Origin of the sequence: Stanieria cyanosphaera PCC 7437 (genome assembly GCF_000317575.1) — a bacterium.
In the GTDB taxonomy this organism is placed as follows: domain Bacteria; phylum Cyanobacteriota; class Cyanobacteriia; order Cyanobacteriales; family Xenococcaceae; genus Stanieria; species Stanieria cyanosphaera.
Genome location: NC_019748.1, coordinates 3,040,927 through 3,058,295, shown reverse-complemented (window position 1 = coordinate 3,058,295; position 17,369 = coordinate 3,040,927). Strand labels below are relative to the sequence as shown.

Annotated in this window: 15 protein-coding genes and 1 pseudogene; 8 read left to right on the top strand and 8 right to left on the bottom strand. The window is 36.4% G+C overall.

Going from position 1 to position 17,369, the window contains the following annotated elements:
* Nucleotides 1–64 precede the first annotated feature (64 nt).
* Nucleotides 65–598, top strand: coding sequence for a COP23 domain-containing protein (locus STA7437_RS13160; protein ID WP_071882386.1), 534 nt, complete (start codon nt 65–67; stop codon nt 596–598).
* On the opposite strand, the gene STA7437_RS13155 is transcribed toward STA7437_RS13160, so the two are convergent.
* Nucleotides 595–2,724 carry a tetratricopeptide repeat protein gene (locus tag STA7437_RS13155; protein WP_015193881.1) on the bottom strand — a complete coding sequence of 710 codons (2,130 nt, stop codon included), beginning with the start codon at nt 2,722–2,724 and terminating at the stop codon, nt 595–597. The genes STA7437_RS13160 and STA7437_RS13155 overlap by 4 nt on opposite strands.
* 185 nt (nt 2,725–2,909) lie before the next feature.
* Here STA7437_RS13155 and STA7437_RS13150 point away from each other — a divergent pair, with 185 nt between their 5' ends.
* Together STA7437_RS13150 and STA7437_RS13145 are read left to right on the top strand one after the other, a co-directional pair.
* Nucleotides 2,910–3,656 carry a cytochrome c biogenesis protein CcdA gene (locus STA7437_RS13150; RefSeq protein ID WP_015193880.1) on the top strand — a complete coding sequence of 249 codons (747 nt, stop codon included), beginning with the start codon at nt 2,910–2,912 and terminating at the stop codon, nt 3,654–3,656.
* 20 nt (nt 3,657–3,676) lie between these two features.
* Nucleotides 3,677–5,047: a cytochrome c biogenesis protein gene (locus tag STA7437_RS13145; RefSeq protein ID WP_015193879.1), complete on the top strand. Its 1,371-nt coding sequence runs from the start codon at nt 3,677–3,679 to the stop codon at nt 5,045–5,047.
* 377 nt (nt 5,048–5,424) lie between these two features.
* Here the strand turns inward: STA7437_RS13145 and STA7437_RS13140 are convergent.
* Nucleotides 5,425–7,032, bottom strand: a pseudogene (locus STA7437_RS13140) (IS1634 family transposase).
* A gap of 170 nt (nt 7,033–7,202) precedes the next feature.
* On the opposite strand from STA7437_RS13140, the gene STA7437_RS26215 reads away from it, so the two are divergent.
* From STA7437_RS26215 to STA7437_RS13120, 5 genes are all read left to right on the top strand, one after another.
* Nucleotides 7,203–7,391: a hypothetical protein gene (locus STA7437_RS26215; RefSeq protein ID WP_150109070.1), complete on the top strand. Its 189-nt coding sequence runs from the start codon at nt 7,203–7,205 to the stop codon at nt 7,389–7,391.
* Between the two features lie 73 nt (nt 7,392–7,464).
* The gene (locus tag STA7437_RS13135; RefSeq protein ID WP_015193878.1) at nt 7,465–7,698 is read left to right on the top strand and encodes a hypothetical protein; all 234 of its coding nucleotides are present in this window, start codon (nt 7,465–7,467) and stop codon (nt 7,696–7,698) included.
* A 52-nt stretch (nt 7,699–7,750) separates the two neighbouring features.
* Nucleotides 7,751–7,945: a DUF6888 family protein gene (locus tag STA7437_RS13130; RefSeq protein ID WP_015193877.1), complete on the top strand. Its 195-nt coding sequence runs from the start codon at nt 7,751–7,753 to the stop codon at nt 7,943–7,945.
* Nucleotides 7,932–8,129 (top strand): DUF6887 family protein, encoded by a 198-nt coding sequence (locus STA7437_RS13125; RefSeq protein ID WP_041619412.1) that lies wholly within the window; start codon nt 7,932–7,934, stop codon nt 8,127–8,129. Before STA7437_RS13130 ends, STA7437_RS13125 begins: the two co-directional genes overlap by 14 nt.
* Before the next feature lie 275 nt (nt 8,130–8,404).
* Complete coding sequence (locus STA7437_RS13120; RefSeq protein WP_015193875.1) at nt 8,405–8,707, top strand: NIL domain-containing protein; 303 nt, start codon at nt 8,405–8,407, stop codon at nt 8,705–8,707.
* An 11-nt stretch (nt 8,708–8,718) separates the two neighbouring features.
* Here STA7437_RS13120 and STA7437_RS13115 read toward each other — a convergent pair whose 3' ends face one another.
* The 6 genes from STA7437_RS13115 to STA7437_RS13090 form a co-directional block, all read right to left on the bottom strand.
* Nucleotides 8,719–10,014, bottom strand: coding sequence for an MFS transporter (locus tag STA7437_RS13115; RefSeq protein ID WP_015193874.1), 1,296 nt, complete (start codon nt 10,012–10,014; stop codon nt 8,719–8,721).
* 42 nt (nt 10,015–10,056) lie between these two features.
* Nucleotides 10,057–10,416: a DUF1636 family protein gene (locus STA7437_RS13110; protein WP_015193873.1), complete on the bottom strand. Its 360-nt coding sequence runs from the start codon at nt 10,414–10,416 to the stop codon at nt 10,057–10,059.
* A 21-nt stretch (nt 10,417–10,437) separates the two neighbouring features.
* Nucleotides 10,438–11,463: an ABC transporter substrate-binding protein gene (locus STA7437_RS13105; protein ID WP_015193872.1), complete on the bottom strand. Its 1,026-nt coding sequence runs from the start codon at nt 11,461–11,463 to the stop codon at nt 10,438–10,440.
* Nucleotides 11,464–11,705: 242 nt separating this feature from the next.
* Nucleotides 11,706–14,390 carry a TonB-dependent siderophore receptor gene (locus STA7437_RS13100; RefSeq protein ID WP_245562026.1) on the bottom strand — a complete coding sequence of 895 codons (2,685 nt, stop codon included), beginning with the start codon at nt 14,388–14,390 and terminating at the stop codon, nt 11,706–11,708.
* Nucleotides 14,391–14,511: 121 nt separating this feature from the next.
* A complete protein-coding gene (locus STA7437_RS13095) occupies nt 14,512–15,534 on the bottom strand; it encodes a helix-turn-helix transcriptional regulator (protein ID WP_015193870.1) in 1,023 nt (340 codons plus the stop codon).
* A 57-nt stretch (nt 15,535–15,591) separates the two neighbouring features.
* Nucleotides 15,592–16,755 carry a TonB-dependent siderophore receptor gene (locus STA7437_RS13090; RefSeq protein WP_150109069.1) on the bottom strand — a complete coding sequence of 388 codons (1,164 nt, stop codon included), beginning with the start codon at nt 16,753–16,755 and terminating at the stop codon, nt 15,592–15,594.
* Nucleotides 16,756–17,369 lie beyond the last annotated feature (614 nt).

Genomic DNA, 17,369 nt, shown 5'->3' with positions numbered 1-17,369 from the left:
GTTTTAAATTTGATCTGACAACAAAATTCAACTAAATAAATTAGCAGTACAAGTTATGGTTTCGATGCGGTCGCGAACAAAGAGAGCGAAACTCTCGCTTTTAGCTAATCTCTGTGCTACCCCTACTCTGGCTTTGATTAGTTTAGCTTTAGCTGCTGTTCCTAGTAAAGCTACGAATGTAGAAATTAAATGTAGTACTCAAGAGCAAATTCCTACTGTAGTGGCGCACAATTCCCAACAAGAAGTTGCTATTCTGCAATTTTTGCCTCAATACTTTGCTCCTCAGAATGCTTTAACCAATTGTCAACATACTGCGCAAACCCTACAAAACAAACTTCAACAAAATCATCTTAGTTATCTAACTAGTGAAGTTGTCGATCAGCAATCAGTAGTTTGCACTGTAGAGCGAAGAGGAAAAGGATGTACATCTCCTCAAGCAGAAGTTTTATTTTCTTTAGCTACCAAAACTGCTCCTAATCAAGTTTTGTATGAACTGCTAGGTAAGCAATTTAAATCGGCTGAACCTTTTAATCCTCGTACTGTTAGTCGTATTTATACTAAAATTGACCGTTCTTGGTGGGATTTTTGGCGATTTTAGTTTAATTTAGCTTGACATCTAGCTTGGGCAGTTTGGGCTGCTTCATAATTAGGCTGAAGTTCAATGGCTGTCTGAAAAGCTTCGATAGCTTCAGATAGATTCATCGCGTCACAAAGATTTAAACCTAAATAAAACCAAGTTGTGGCTCTTTGGGTTGCCGATAAGTCTAATCTTTGTAAGATTTGGTTAAATTCGCTTGTAGCTTCAGAATAGCGTTTGAGTTTTTTGAGAGCTATTCCTTTGCCCCATTGAGCAGGTAAATAATTAGGATCGTATTGAAGTGCTTGTTGATAAGCTTGTAAAGCTTCTTGATATTGTTGTTGTCTGAGTAAGGTTTGTCCTTTGTAGTAAAAAGCAACTTTTAAATTTCCTGCAATTTGACTATTTTCAACACTTTCCTGGCTATTTTCTAAAATTTCAATAGCTTGGTTAATAGTATCCAATGCTGCTTGCTCTTGTTGCAATTTGTTCAAAGAGTCACTTTTATTAATCAAAAAAATTGCTTCTTTCGGATTAATTGCGATCGCTTTATCAAAAGCTACAAGAGATTGTTGATATTGTTTCAAGTTATGAAGTGCTTCTCCTTGACAATTCCAAGCATAATCCGCTTGGGGTTGAATAACTGTGGCTGAGACGCAAGATTGTAGCATTTTATCATACTGTTTTAATCCTGCTAAGGCGTATCCACGATTAGTCCAAGCTTGATAATAATTGCCATTGGTTTTTAGCACTTGATTATAAATAGCTAAAGCTTTTTGATATTCTTGTTTTTGTAACAAATTATTGGCTTGCTCAAACATTTTTGCTTCGCGATTTTTTGCCAAAATATTAAATCCAAATAAACAGAGACTTCCTAATACTAACAAGCTTAAAAAAGCTAAACTGATTTTAGAATAATCGCGCTTAGTTTTAGCTGATTGAGTTTTAGGGACAATAGTTATAGCTGAATTATTTGTAGGAGAGGGATTTAACAAAGCTAATTGACTTTCAATCCAACCCTGATTAAAAACAGTTTGATAAATCCGATTAGCTACAGTAACTTTGCCTTGTTCTTGTTTAAGTAATCCAATTTGAATTAATTCATTTTGTTCTGGACTATTATTGACACTAACTTCTCTTTGTTGCCAGACTTTTTTATATAATTTTAGTAAAGCCACAGGAGAACAATGTTGATTGTTCAAGATGCGGTCGCTAATTTCTTGAAGATGAGAACCCGCAATTTGTTGTTGCCAATTTTCAATAATGTGATTTTGAACTAATTCTTCAATAATTACTGTTTCTTTTCCTTTAGGAATAAAAGATTCTCTTTCCTTAATGAGTTGATATAGTTTCTGAGTCAAAAAAGGTTGTTTACTTGTCCAATAATTAACTTCAGTTAAAACTTTATAAGGAAGACTAGCTTTACTTTCTAGTCCAAACAATTTCAGTCTAATTTGACCATAAGGTTGTAAACGAACTAATTCTTGTTCAATCCAATTAAGATTCAAAACCGATTTATAAACCGATTGAGCTATTTTAATTTTGTTGCCTTTTCTAACAATTAAACCACTATTAATTAATTCGATTTCTTCATTACTACCACTGGCAAGTACTTCTCCTTGATGCCAAATTTGGCGATATAGTTTTAGTAAGGTAGTTGGTTCACAATTTTTATTTCGGAGTAAATAATCTTTGATATAAGGAATATAATCTCTAGGATTATTAGTAATAGAAAAATTAAAGTTTTCCTGCTTTAATAGTTTAGCTAGTTCTAATTGTTCTAAAAAAAAATCAAGAGTTTGTTGAGAAATAAAACCTTCTACTACAGCGATCGCACCAAATTTTTGTCCTGTTTTTTGTTGTTTTTGCAGAATATTATCAATTTGAGTTTCATTTAATAACGCTGCTGCTTTAAAATACTGTCCTATTGGAAGTTTTTGAGATTTAAGGAGAATTTTAGGCCATTTTTCTGCAAAAAAATAAGCGGTTTCTGGCTTAATCCAGCCTTTAATTGCTAAAATCTCACCTATTTTTCTTTCTGGTAGTTGATTTTGAGTTCTCAGGGCAATTCTTACTTGTTCTGGTGAAATTAAACCAGCCTGTTGCAGTACAAAACCGAGAGGCTTAATAATTTGAGTTTGAGCCATAGGTTGTTTGCAAGCTAACTTGCCTCTTTATCTTATAAAGTTGTTTTTGTTAAATAAGATTAGCTTGATTTATTTCAGTTAAACTTGATAAATCTGGCTTAATATTATAGACAATCTTTCTGCATCGACAAGTATAAAGTTGGAATTTGCTAAAATTCAAGCTAAAAGCAAATTAAAATTTTTAAATGCTGACATTGCTCCAAACTCAACTCTATCAACTTGAACAGTTTGCTAATCACCTTGTTAATACTCAGCTAAATCATCTCAGCATTGTGAGTATAGGTCTAATTTTTTTAGCAGGATTATTAACCAGTTTAACACCCTGTATGCTGTCGATGCTGCCGATTACGATTGGTTACATTGGTGGTTATGAATCTCAAAGTAGATTACAAGCAACAATTCAATCGATTTGGTTTGCTTTGGGTTTGGCAACAACTTTAGCCGGGTTGGGGATAATTGCTACTTCGATAGGTAAAGTTTACGGTCAAATCGGTTTTGGTTTGCCGATACTTGTTAGTTTGGTAGCGATTATCATGGGATTAAATCTCTTAGAAATCTTACCACTACAATTTCCTGCTTTTGGAAATAGCGATCCCAATGCACTAGCCAAAAATCTTCCTCGGGAAGTTCGTTCTTATTCCCTCGGTTTAACCTTTGGTTTAGTTGCTTCTCCTTGTAGTACTCCAGTCTTAGCTAGCTTACTCGCTTGGGTAGCTACAACTAAAAGTTTGATTGTAGGAACTAGTTTACTCTTAGCTTATGCAACTGGTTATGTAGCACCTTTGATTTTGGCAGGAACTTTTACCGCTTCGTTGAAAAAATTATTGTCTTTACGTCGTTGGTCGGGTTGGATTAATCCTGTTAGTGGTACGCTACTGTTAAGCTTTGGTATTTTTTCGCTTTTATCGCGAGTGTCGACTATTAATTTCTAGATTTTCCGAATACCTTGAAGATGAATGAATCTGATTCTCCTTTAGCTACAATTTTTTCTAGCTCCTTACGTCGTTCTTTTAGTATTATTGCCGATCTTAGATTAGCGATCGCATTATTATTAATTATTGCCCTTGTTAGTATTAGCGGTACAGTCATCGAACAGGGAGAATCATTAACTTTTTATCAACAAAATTATCCCGAAGCACCAGCTTTATATGGTTTTTTAACTTGGAAGGTAATTCTCAGTTGGGGATTAAATCATGTTTACAGCACCTGGTGGTATTTATCTTTACTAGTTTTGTTTGGTACTAGTTTGACTACTTGTACCTTTATTCGACAACTACCAGCCCTTAAAGCAGCCCGTAATTGGAAATTTTATCTCAAACCCCGTCAGTTTAATAAATTAGCTTTGAGTGTAGAATTAACTCAAGGTTCAATTAAAAATTTAAATTCTTTATTACAACAGAAAGGCTACAAGGTTTTTTTACAAGATAACGCTCTTTACGCTCGTCGTGGTTTAGTAGGTAAAATTGGCCCAATTGTAGTTCATTTAGGAATTTTGATTGTTTTAGCAGGTGGAATTTGGGGTGCTTTTACAGGTTTTTTTGCCCAAGAACTTGTTCCTAGTGGAGAAACCTTTCAGGTAAGAAATATTTTTGAAGCGGGACCTTTGGCATTAAAACAAGTTCCTCAACAATGGGCAGTAAAAGTAAATCGTTTTTGGATTGACTATACTAATGATGGTGCGATCGATCAATTTTATTCTGATTTATCAGTAGTAGATCTTCAAGGTCAAGAATTAAAACGACAAACAATTTTTGTCAATCAACCCTTACGTTACGATGGGGTAACTTTTTATCAAACTAATTGGAGTATTGCAGGAGTAAAAGTTCAGTTAAATAATAGTCCTATTTTTAAGTTACCAATGGCTCAGTTAAATACTCAGGGTAACGGGAGAATTTGGGGGACTTGGTTACCAACCAAACCAGATTTAAGTGAAGGAGTTTCTTTAGTTGCTAGAGATTTACAAGGAACTGTTTTTGTTTACAATCAACAAGGACAATTAGTTAATGCGGTTCGGGTTGGACAAAATATTGAAGTCAATGGAGTTACGCTTAAATTACTAGAGCTTATTGGTAGTACTGGTTTACAAATTAAAGCAGATCCTGGTGTACCTTTGGTTTATACAGGTTTTGCTTTATTAATGTTGGGAGTAGTGATGAGTTATTTTTCTCATTCACAAATTTGGGCTTTGGAAACAGAAACAGGATTTTTCTTGGGTGGAAAAACTAATCGCGCCCAGGTAACTTTTGAAAGAGAATTTGTTGAAATTATTGAACAAATACAGCAAGTAGAAACTAATCAAGTTAAGCAAGAATCCTTGGTTTAAGTTTATCTTTATTTCTAAAGTCTTGTAGGAGGCGTGGTAATATAATGTCCGTAATCGCAGTAGAGAGATAGCTTGTTATACCAGTTGAATTAAAAATTAGGACGATAGAATATTTTTGTACACCAGAGGCACCAGACACAGAGAGGTTTAGTAGGGGTAATTCATGAATTATCCCTACTATAGTTCGGTTGCTATATTTCTCTACTGATGAACGTTAATTAATAAGTATTTTTGCTAGTTGAAGCAACTAGAATCTTTACTAGTTGAATTTATAAAAATTATTTTTGTACTTAATTAATCAAGATAAATTTGATTGAATAATTAAAATCTAAATAAAATTTTAACTATAACTTTATATCGGACATTTCGCAGGTAGGTTAGCAAACTAAATAATATTTTTGGCAGGAGCATCCGAGAAAACGCAAAATCCGTACACGGGTATCAGTCAGATTGGAAATTTGTAGTTGGCGATCAAGAGCAACCAGATCAATAGCCTGAAAACACTGAAAAACCCATCTTAAAGTAGGCGTAGAAGTAGGCTGTTTAAGCTGATTAGGAATAGTCTCCTCTGCATCAGCTAAAGCTGGTCTTAACTGACGTTGACCGAGAGTGTAAACCAGCAAACATAAACCCATGACCATTGCTAAAGCTGCCACTCTTCGAGGAGTGTTCAAAAAAACACTGGAAGTAAAAAACAAAGGGTCTTTCAGGAAGCGGAAGCCTCTCTCAGAACTCTGCTGACCTTTGTATTCGATTAACACCTTATCATTGGGTAGAAGAGCTTCATTGAGAACATTGGTCGCTAAAATAAATCTTCCTGCTCGTCTTCGGGCAATCTCAATTACTTTCTCTACAGGAATAATTTGAGCGATGACCCGATAGGTAAGATATTCAGGAGATTGATTTTTAGTTGGTCGCCCTGGTTGAGAGTAGTGAGGATGAGACTCAATTTGGACTGATTCTAAGCAATGATATTTCCAACTTCGGCTCAGTTTGTCAGCAGCTTGTTTGGCATCAGCAACACAGGCAAAATCTTGCCTCATTAGTGATTTGAGTTCACTGGTGGCTATTTTTAGTTGTTTTGCTAGTCGTTTTTCTAGCTGCTTCAAGTCGCTATCACAACGCTTCTCACTTTCAATAATTAACCAACGCTGAGGCACTCCACTCTAATCACAACAACAGGATGCAATGCGATAGCCAGGAATTTCACTCTCAACAAAAACCTCGTCTTCCATTGATTCGGCTAGAATCTTCGCAGTTTTTATGCTTCGAGGGACAAGACTAATCCAGTTTAGCTCTCCCAATTGTTGTAAATTTTCTGCACTGTAAAGCGCACTGTCAGCAACGTAAATACTATCTAAATTCCATTCCTGTTTAAACTGCTCAATCAACTTGGCAAAAATGGCACGGTCGGATTCGTTACCATCTCCTATTCTCACAAACAGGGGTACATCTCCATCTCCAGTACAAATCACATCCATCATAAATTGTTTTAAATCTGGTCGATGGTCTTTCGAGTAACCATAGGTAATCTTGACGGATTCGATTAATTTGCTGGATTCATCTGCGTTTCCTGTTTCATAACTTCCCTCGACGCTAAAGCTACTCGAATCTAGATGCAGACTCTTGGTCGAGAGATTAAATCTTTGATGGGCTAACATGGCAATGTTGGTGAACAATGGTGTTAGTCCTTGATTCGATAAACTATCTAACACTCTTCCGATTCGGTCATCGTTGAGGTGTTCTGGTTTGATTCCTTCTCCCAAAAGATGTTCTGTTGCTTTGCCGATCAAGAATTCTCCGAACAGGTACAGAGGTGCGCTAACAAAGCCTAATCCATTAAGAATCATGGCTTTTACTACTTGACCTGTACTAATCATTTGTTGAGGATGTTTGGCTATCTGCCGATCTATTTCTTCGACCAGCCCAATTTGAGCCACAATTCCTGCTACTATTCCTAAGTGGTCTAAGTTTTTAACTTGGATATTCAATATGGGTCATTTAAACTCTTCATATTAATACCCTACATTTATTCTTCAACCTGCGAAATCCCCGTTTCAACCTAAATCTGTCTCAATTAAGTGCTGATGCCAACGTACAACTGATTCAAGACTTCAACAATAATGGTGTTGTCGACTCCAAAGAAATTTTAGCATTGTCGCAAAATCAAGGTACTATAGCCGAATCTTTTAATCTTCCTTTACTTGCAGGGACTTATTATGTCACAGTTTTCCCTGGAGTGACAAATGCTAATTCTAACTATACTTTGAGCTTATCCGCTTCATCATTAGAAGTTCCGAATTATATCGACTCTTCATTAAGTTCAGTCTTACTTTGGAACTAATGTCTCTCGGACTTTCTACAACAATATTGGTAATGGAGCTTCTGTTTATCAAAGTCAATTAGGGCAATTCTTAATGTATGGAGCAATTGCCGATTATTATACCAATACTTATTTTAAAAATCCTGACTCTAAAAATGGCTTATTTGGAATTTACTCTGGTTTAGGTTTACCAACCTCTTCTATCTACATACAGGCTGATGGCAGTCAAGTAATGGAATTTGAAGGAGGAAACTTAACTAACCGTAATGGAATTATTACTCCTTTTTACAACAAAAAAAATGGCGATCGCTTTTTCTTACTAAAATAATCCTAAAATGGTGAGATAATTGTCCAAAAAGCCCAAAATTAGAAAATAATGAATGCCAACAGCAGTGCAAGCAATTAAAGCAGCAATTTTATGCCAATACTTATCAAATTACTATCAACCAATTCAATTATTTCGTTTCGATACAAACAGACAAGAGATATTTATTATTGCAGGAGTTGAAGAAGGAATAGAATTTATCGTTTATCCTGATGGTAGATGGAGGTTTAGCAACAATGACCAAACCTAACTACAAGCAAATGAGTTTGCAAGAACTAAGAAAATACGTCTTATCCCATAGAGAAGACCAAGAAGCGTGGGATGAATATGCGAACCGTCCTCGTCCAAATTCTGTTTTAGTTAACGCAGAGATTTCCTTATCAGAACAAAAGCAAATATTTGATAACTTTATTCAGCAAAAGCGGTCTAGTTAATACCAATTTTACAAAAATTTTGTTTAGATTTTAATGCGGTCTGTGCGATCGCTTCGCGCCTCGGCTGCGCCGAGATCGCTTTTAAAAGGGATTGATCGACCGCGATCGCCTTTTCTGATTATTACTTGGTATAAACTAAATTGTTTTACAAATAAATTGAGATTAAATCAAAAATGAATTACAATGAAAATAGGTTAGTTTGTCAAGCCAAACAAGCTGTACTGCGACGATTATTGTCGTAAAAAAATTATTGTTTTCCGAAAGATTGGTTGAAAATGATTAGTTCTGATATGTTGCAACTAGACTCTTCCTATCCAAACCGTTCCCTGCAAGTTCATCTTCAGTTGAGAATTCCTCAAAAATATTATTTAGAACCAGTTATTTCTAGACTTGCTGCTGATTTCAATTTAAAACTCAATATAATTGCAGCTATTTTAGGTAAAGATGGTCAAGGAGATGGTTGGTTTGACATAGAACTAGAAGGTAATTCTCGACAAATTGATAGTGCTTTGATCTATCTGTCGGAATTAGATATTGAGGTTTGGCACAAAAACGAGCAAGAATTTGATGGCTGGTAAAATAATACGAGTCACTTTGTCAGTCGACGCAGTTGAGGTAGTTTATAGCCGATCGCACCAATCAAAAACATAGCGATCGCAGTAAAAACATACAACAATGCCATTCCTGCACCTCTACCAGTACCAAAAATAGGAGCAAACAAAGAACTTAAAAGACTTGGTGACTGCATAGCTGGTTCAAGAACGCGATCGCTCAACAGTCCTGCTATCAGTGTTGCACTGGCACTAACTAATTCTAAAACTAAGGAATTAGCTGCAAAAACTCGTCCTTGGAGGTTAGCAGGAATAACTTCCATCCACAAAGCAGTTTCTGAACTACCTAGAAGAGGAAAATTAATCGAAGAAAAAAATTGAGCGGGTAACCAAACATTTAAACTTTGACCCCATCCAAATACTGTTTTGGCAATACCCGCGCCCATAAACCCAGCCAGCATTCCATTGATCCGTTGTTTTGTTCCACCCCAAGCTGTTAAAATCACCGCACCAGTAATTCCGCCAATACCTGCAATAGAAAGAATCCCACTGAGAACCTGAGAATTACTGTTCGAGCGAGCTAGAATCATCGGATCGTCTATGGTAGCACCCAAATCATGAGCAAACCAAAATAAAGTAGTGATAATTAGTAAAGTACGTAAGCTGGAACGCTGCCAAATATAACGAATACCAAAAGTGATTTCTTGCCACCAAAACTTTAGTCTACTTAATTTTCCTTCACTTCTTGCTTGGGCTGGTTGTGTTTCTGTTGTTTGGGGTTGGGGAATACGTATCCAAAGTAAAGTGTTGATCGCAATGACAAAAGTTACCAAATCAATCGGTAAAATACCCTCTAAACCAATGATCGGATACAACACCCCAGCTAAAGCAGGAGCAATAATATTTGAGCCGTAGTGAACAGCAGAATTCATACTGTTGGCACGAGTATAATTCTGGGGCGATACCAAAGTAGTAATAGATGTGGAATAAGCTAATTGTTGAATTTGACCAAAACCACCATTAATTGATGCAGCTAAATACAGATGCCAAATAGCCAACTGTCCAGTCAGATGAAGAATTAGGATTCCAACAGTAGCACAAGCTGCGATCGCATCTCCTAACATCATTAAATACTTACGGTTGAAGCGATCAACAATAATACCTGCAAATAAAGAAATAACAATACGAGGCAGTTGAGAAAAAAATCCGATCAAAGCAAGGGCTGTTGCCGAACCTGTGATTTGCCAGGCCCAGAGAGTCAAGGCAAAATCGGTCATATAACTGCCAATAGTAGAAATTAATTGACCGAACCAAATCAGGATAAATTGTCGCACTAACTTTTTTTAATCAGGTAAAGACATAAAAATTGAGCGAGATTAACCAGCTTGAATAGCTGGAATACGGGCAACGTGGGCTGACTGCAACACTTGAGGTAATTTGCTATGAGGAATAAACTTGCCTTTAGAATTAAGATAAAGTTCGGCAAACTTGACTAAAGCTTCGGGGATTTCGTGAAGAGGTAAATCGGTAAATAAATAGGTAGGTAGATTATTTGCACACAAAGCTACTACACAACCTCTTTCGCACATCCACAGACATTCTATTGCTTGAACTACAAACTTATCGGAATTAATTTCGTTGAGCCGATTTACCAAACTAATACCCAGAGGTGGCTCTAAATCTTTTTGAGAACTAAGATTACAAGATTGACAGACAAATAAAACAGGTTTCGACATGGAAATAATTCCTCAATTTTTTTAACTATTTGGTTTTACAGTTGTTAATAGTAGATCGGGTAAGGCTTCTAAAATAAGTTTGTCGGTTAATGGTCCTCGAATACTGCTACCCCACAATTGATAATCGACAAAAAATACTCGATCTTGCTGAAAAACTGACATCGAATTGAGTAGAGGATTGTTAGCCCATCTTTTCCTGACAACTTCTTCAGGATTGAGTAAACTTTCATCAGTCGAAGATAAAACTAAAATAATATCTGTTTCAACATTAGGTAAAATCTCAAAGGAAATTTCGGCATAGTCTTGAACTCCTCGTGGTTGAACAATTTCAAAGCCAATTTCTTTTAATAATCTTGCTGTAGTGCTTTTCGGTGTTGAGGCAACGTAGGTAGTTAAATTAGAATTAATCAAAAACACACGGGGATAAGCTTGTAAAACAGGTTGCAGTGCCTTACGAGCTTGAGCGATTTGCTGGTCAAAAGCTGCTAAAAGTTCTTCTGCTTGTTTTTCTCGACCTAAAGCACGAGCAATTCCTTGAATGTCTTGTTGCCAAACTTGTTGTCCATCTGCTTGTTCATCGCTAAAAACTAAAGTAGGTGCAATTTGAGCAAGCAAAGGATATTCTTCCTGGTGCAACCATTGTTCTCCCAAGATTACCTCTGGCTTAAGTAAGGCAAGACGTTCGAGAGAGGGAGATTTGCGATCGCCTAATCCGATTGGCTGTGTCGTTACCCATTTGCCTATATAGGGAATCTGTTTTGCTGGATTGTCGTAGACTTGTATGTTTAAATCTTCGGTTTCAGCATAAGCCATTGGCTGTACTCCAAGTGCCAATATACTATCTAAAATATGAGGACTAAGGGCAGCTACTTTTTGCGGTTGTCCACAAACTTCTGTTTCTCCCATCTCGTGTTGAACCAGACGACAAGATTCTGACCCAGAGCGATCGCTTTGAAGTGAACTAGGAGAACGGGCGCACGCTACGATTAAAATCGAAGTACAGATTCCAATAATTAACCAATATAAGCAACGACGTAGTTGGGACATAAACCAAAGAAAGAGGGGAAGGGCGTGTCATTTAAAGGAGTTTTTGTGCTTGATAAACTATAGGCGACAAAGTAAAAAGAAGGATCAAAGGCAGAAGGAGAAAGGGGAACAATAACCAGTCATCACTGATAACTGTTGATAGTTGATTGTTGATTGTTAATAGTTGATTATTCATCCCTCATAATTAGTAATTAGTAATTAGTAATTAGTAATTAGTAATTATTAACTGATAACTGCCCAGGCTAAAACTCATAAGAAGCAGAAAATAGCACTGTAAAAGGATCCCCTGGGTAAACTCTGAGATCGTCGTCTGAAACTTCAATGTAGTCTACATCAAATAGATTTTGAAAATTGAGTGCCAGCTTCAATTGTTCTCGACGATAGTAAATAGCTGCATCGGTTCTGAGATAGTCCTCAAGCTGAAAAGAGTTATCTAAATCTCCTTCTCTTTGTCCAACATACAACAAACCAAAACCAAATCCTAAACCAGACAAATTACCCTCGGGAATGGTATAGGTACTCCACAAACTCAGAGCGTTTTCGGGAACATTAGCCAAAGAGTTACCCACTGTAAAAATATTGTCTTGGGTAATTTTGGCATCAGTATAGGCATAATTAGCAATAATATTCCAACCAGGCAGAATTTCTCCTCCTGTTTGCAATTCAATTCCTTGACTGTTTTGTTCTCCTGTTTGAATGTCAAATTGAGGATTGTTAGGATCTGATGTGGTTAAATTTGAAAGAGTTAAATCATAAAAAGCCAAAGTTGTAAACAAGCGATTATCTAGCCAGTTAGCCTTGACTCCAATTTCATATTGAGTTCCGCGAGAGGGTTCAAAAATTTCATTAGTAGCAGTTACTCCTGTTACCTGTTCAAAAGAGCGACTAAAGCTACCGTAGAGAGAAATATTATCAGCAAGTTTATACACAATTCCTACTCTAGGGCTAAAAGCAGTATCGTCTTGAGAGGCTTCTTCGGAAGTTTGATCGCGTAAGTCTTGCGATGAACTACTTACAAAATCGACTCGTCCACCAAGAACTACAATCAAGCGGTCATCAAAAAATTTGATTTGGTCTTGTAGATAGATTCCTACTCCTTGGTTTGTATCTCTAAATCTACCTAAAGAATCCTCAAAAGCTGCTCCTACCCCACCTGTATAAACTGGTTCAAACAAATCTATATTTTCTGCTTCAAAAAATTCAGATTCAAAATAATCTTCTTCAAAGACATAATCAATACCTGCCAATAACTCGTGATTAATTTCACCAGTTTTAAATTTACCAGTCAGATAAGCGGTAGTTTGATAATTATTGATATCGTCAATAAAGGAATCGCCAGAACGTTCTAAAGTTCTTAAATCATCTTGAATGGCATTAACAAATGCTTCTCTTTGCTTACTTTGAAAATTAGTGTAACGAAAAGCATGACGCAACGACCAATCGTCACTCAAACTATGCTCTAGATCATATCCAAGTTGGGTAATTTTGCGGTCATTGCCGTCAAAATTAGGTTCTCCGACAAATTGATCTCGAGGAATTTCACCATTAGGGTTATCTAAAACTGTTCCCTGTGCTGGTAATCCTATCCGTTGAGGAGTCCGCGAGTTAAGATATAGTCCTTCAAAACTAATTTTTGTTTGCTCGCCAATTTGCCAATTGAGGACTGGGGCAATTGAAAATCTTTCGATATCAACCTCATCTACATCAATTGAAGTATCAGAATGATAGATAGAAGTATTCAGACGGTAAGCTACTGTTTTACTATCGTTGAGCGGACCAGAAAAATCGAATGCACCTTCAACACTATTAAAACTACCATAGCTAGCCGATAACTCGTAGAAAGGAGACGATAAAGGTTGTTTGGTTGCCAGATTGACAATGCCTCCTGGAGAAATTTGACCTCCAATTACAGAAGCAGGTCCTGACAAGACTTCTAGTCGCTCAATATTATTTAAATCTCTCGGTGGTGTGAGAGTGAAAAACGATTCGGGAATTCCATTTCTTAAAAAGTTGGAAGAAACATTAAAACCGCGAATCAAGACATTATTAAAGTTTGAACTAGGCGCACTGTTAGTAACTACACCCACTGCATTTCTTGATAGAGCATCACGTAATTCAATTGCTCTTTGGTCTTCAATTACTTGTCTAGGTATTACTTGAATTGTTCCAGGGGTATCAATAATTGGCGTATCGGTACGAGTAACACCTGCATCGGGAACAAAGTAATCATCATCCTCTTGAACTTCACCAGTGGCAATAATTTCGATCTCTTCTTGATGCAGTCGCTCATGGAGGTTTCCCCCATGACCGCGCTGCATCGCTTCATCTGGTGTTTGTTGAACCGTTGTTCCGTCAGGAGTCACACCTAGAACCAAATTGTCTTGATTAGAAATTACTTCTGCACTTGGTACTTGTTGTGTCCCGGTAATCCTAACTTGAATACTAGTTTCATTTACTTTAGTTACCGTTATTTGACTAATTCCTGGTGCAGGATTTGCCTGTTTAAATCCGTTTCTGAGGGAAAATCCTAACGTTGCGTCGAGGATATCAATCACTAGATCTTTTCCTTCAGGAAGAATTAATGGTACTAACTGTTGTCTGGATGGAGTTTCCAGTATCAATTCCAAGCCATTCTCTGTTTGGTTGATTTGTACATCTGTTACTCGGGCAATGCCTTGATTTTGTCTTTGTACTAAGAGGTCTTTGGCATTTAAAAAAATAGGTTCTAATGATTTATTATTGTTGCGCTGTTTCGTTTTTTCAAGTAACTGTCTTGAAGCTTGGTTGTTTTGAGAACTAATTGGATTTTTTGCCACTTCCTCGGCACTCACAGATTCAATTGATAAAGGAACTATAGCAATTAAACTAAACCCCATAGCGATCGCTTTAATCGACGCGATCGCAGATAACCCTAGACTTTGTTTCAACTCAAAAATCCTCATCTACCAGCTTTTAATAATACTTATAGAAAATTATTTGCAATTAGTAAGAACGAGTTGAGTTTAAGTGATTTTGCGTAGATAAGTCTATGTCCTAAAAGATAAATTTTTAGTCCTTCAAGATGTTTTGTTCAGAACGACATTGACCAGGAGTTATGCCAAATCGACGTTTGAAAGTACGGGAAAAATAGCTGATGTTGGAATAACCAACTCGGTTAGCTACAGTGGTTACAGTCAGTTCTTCATTCTCCAAAAGAATTCGCGCTAAATCTAAACGGTAATTTTGCAGATAGCCAAAAGGAGTAGTCTGAAATACTTGCCGAAAACCCTGTTGTAGTTTGATGCGGTCTAACCCTACTTGCCGTGCTAAATTAATCACAGAAGGTGGATTGAGATACTGTTGTTGTAAGATTGCCTGAGCATGATACAAACGCTCGATGTCTTTGAAGTGTAATTTTTGAGGTAAGGGTTTAATTTGCTCTGCTTCAAGGAGTTGAGACAACTGCAAGGCTAGTAATTCTAAAACTTTTCCTTCTAAATACATACGAGCGATCGCACCAGAATAAGGATGATGCCACATCTGTTGAATCACTGTCCGCATCATGGGAGTGATTTTTCCTACAGGACAATGAAACCGAGGTGCGCGATCGCTTTCGATTAAAGGTTGTAGTAGTTTGGGAATATCTTCTAGTCCTTGAACAAAAGTTTTTAGAAATGCCAAATCTAGATTGATTCGTACTTTTTGCAAAGGAGTTCCTGTAAAAAATTGTTCTGTTTCTGTAATATCTGGTAAATAAAATAGATAATTGTATCCCTGATTTTCACTGTATTCAGCTTCAACATTCTCAATTCCAGGAGAAATAACACCTTGATTGCCAGATAAATAAAATTTAGAGACTAGCATTCGCAAGTCATGATGTTCGTTCTCAACACTGTGGTTGCAATAGATAATTTCATCGTTTAAACTTACTTCGACTCCAGAAGCAAACTGACAAATATGGCAGCTATCTTCAGACCATTTGCTGATGCTGTTTTTGACTTGATCGAATCCTCGTAGATTGTATAATACTTGGTTCGATTGCAAACTTTCTAACCACTGCAAATCAAATTCTTTTTCAGTTAAAATTTCCATTAGTATTTTTTTATTAAAAGTTTATTTACAAATTTTCTCATTAATTGCAACTAATAATTAAAATTCCCAAAGCACTGTACCAAAAATCGTTTGGGGTGTAATTTCTTCATCCTCTACCCCTGCATCAAAAAGATTCTGGATGCTGATTGCAGCTTTAAAATTGTTTTGAGAGTAAAAAACAACTGCATCAGTTTGGAGATAACCTGGTAAAATAAAACTATTCTGGGCATCTCCAGAGCGATCGCCATTCCAGGTCATTCCACCACCAAAACCCAAACCCTGCCATCTATCTTGAGTAACTTCATAGCTAGTCCAAAAACCACTGCTATGACTTGCTACCCCTGCAACCGAATTTCCTACTGTGATTACTTCATCTTCAGTAATTTTGGCGTCGGTATAACTATAAAACCCATACACCGACCAACCAGGAGTAATTTCACCTCTCAGTTCCCCCATCCAATATCGACTTATTTGCTCGTTAATTTGTAGCTCGAAATCAGGTTGGTTTGGATCGATTGTCGTAATATTATTTTGAGTTTCATCATAAAATGAAAAGATTACCAACCAGTTTTGAGCTAGTTCAGTTTCAATTCCCAGTTCGATTCCCGTATATTTTTCAGACTGTAAAGGGTTATTGAAAGCATCAATTCCTTCAATTGGTTCGTTAGCATAAAACAAAGTGGTAAACAGAAGAGTATTTTTAGTTAGTTGATAGCTAAGACCTAGTTCGGGATAAAAATTATTGTTTTCAATTGGTTCGACAGAAGGTAATTCAGGAAGATCGCTCGTATCGTTAATTACGACATCGAAAGTTCCTTCAACATAAAATGATAAGCGATCGCTAAAATTAATTTCATGGACAATGAACAAGCCTAGATAATTTTTTTTACTGAAAAAATCGCTGGCTAAATAAGGACTGGGAAGAATAGAGGTTTTAAAAGCTGAAGATTCAATTCTATCACCAGAGATCATAAAAGGATTTTTATTAACTTCTATGCCAATTGTGGTGGTTTGTGCTGTGGTTTCGATTTGAAAATCCTGAGTTGTTTCTAGAATTAAGTTATAAAACTGTTCGAGGGGAAATTCTCCGTAATCAAAATAGCGTTCAGTTTCTAGTTGAGATGTAGCTAAATTATGACTGCGATCCCAACTAAGATAAGCTGCACGGAAAGAATTAGTCATTGTCCATGCTTGAGAAGAATTATGTCTTTGAATAGTCAAGTCGTGAAATTTTGGTAAAATGACAACTTTCCCCTAGATAAGTCATTAAAAGAAATAGTTGGCTGAGAAATGCGCCAAGATTCTAAGTTGATCGGAGTAGCTAATGTAGGTGAAGATTTAAGTAAAAAAGTAAAGGAAGTAATTGTGATTGAAAAGATCAAGACCAAGGTTTTAAAACTGTTTTGAATCATTTTTGGCTCAATTAATTTTGTTCTGCTGCCTTTTGCCTCATTTCAGGAAACGAGCATATATAGCGTTTCTTTATATGTTGCCTCGTATCAATAAAAAATTATTTTTTCAATGAACTAGGTTTTAAGTCGCTAATTATTTGTATAATCTAAATGCTTATTATTTGCAACAAATCAAGATGAAGTTTAAGTCTTTAATTGATTTCTCATCTCTATCATAACAAGTGTGATTTTAGATAAAAATAGCAATAATAAGCTTGAAATTGTAAATATAAGAGCATAGCTTCAGTTTTATCCAATCAATCTTTGGCAAATTGTTTGTGAGGGGCTGTAACTTGTGCTGCCATTCTATGTAAAGCGGATTGCCAGAGCTTGTACACCTCGTTAACTATCTTGCAATTTGTAAAAAAAAAGCGAGAGTTTCGC

What these genes read in the sequence shown, in the direction of transcription:
- STA7437_RS13160 (WP_071882386.1), top strand. Translation starts at nt 65, where the DNA reads ATGCGGTCGCGAACAAAGAGAGCGAAACTCTCGCTTTTAGCTAATCTC.
- STA7437_RS13155 (WP_015193881.1), bottom strand. Translation starts at nt 2,724, where the DNA reads ATGGCTCAAACTCAAATTATTAAGCCTCTCGGTTTTGTACTGCAACAG.
- STA7437_RS13150 (WP_015193880.1), top strand. Translation starts at nt 2,910, where the DNA reads ATGCTGACATTGCTCCAAACTCAACTCTATCAACTTGAACAGTTTGCT.
- STA7437_RS13145 (WP_015193879.1), top strand. Translation starts at nt 3,677, where the DNA reads ATGAATGAATCTGATTCTCCTTTAGCTACAATTTTTTCTAGCTCCTTA.
- STA7437_RS13135 (WP_015193878.1), top strand. Translation starts at nt 7,465, where the DNA reads ATGTATGGAGCAATTGCCGATTATTATACCAATACTTATTTTAAAAAT.
- STA7437_RS13130 (WP_015193877.1), top strand. Translation starts at nt 7,751, where the DNA reads ATGCCAACAGCAGTGCAAGCAATTAAAGCAGCAATTTTATGCCAATAC.
- STA7437_RS13125 (WP_041619412.1), top strand. Translation starts at nt 7,932, where the DNA reads ATGACCAAACCTAACTACAAGCAAATGAGTTTGCAAGAACTAAGAAAA.
- STA7437_RS13120 (WP_015193875.1), top strand. Translation starts at nt 8,405, where the DNA reads ATGATTAGTTCTGATATGTTGCAACTAGACTCTTCCTATCCAAACCGT.
- STA7437_RS13110 (WP_015193873.1), bottom strand. Translation starts at nt 10,416, where the DNA reads ATGTCGAAACCTGTTTTATTTGTCTGTCAATCTTGTAATCTTAGTTCT.
- STA7437_RS13105 (WP_015193872.1), bottom strand. Translation starts at nt 11,463, where the DNA reads ATGTCCCAACTACGTCGTTGCTTATATTGGTTAATTATTGGAATCTGT.
- STA7437_RS13095 (WP_015193870.1), bottom strand. Translation starts at nt 15,534, where the DNA reads ATGGAAATTTTAACTGAAAAAGAATTTGATTTGCAGTGGTTAGAAAGT.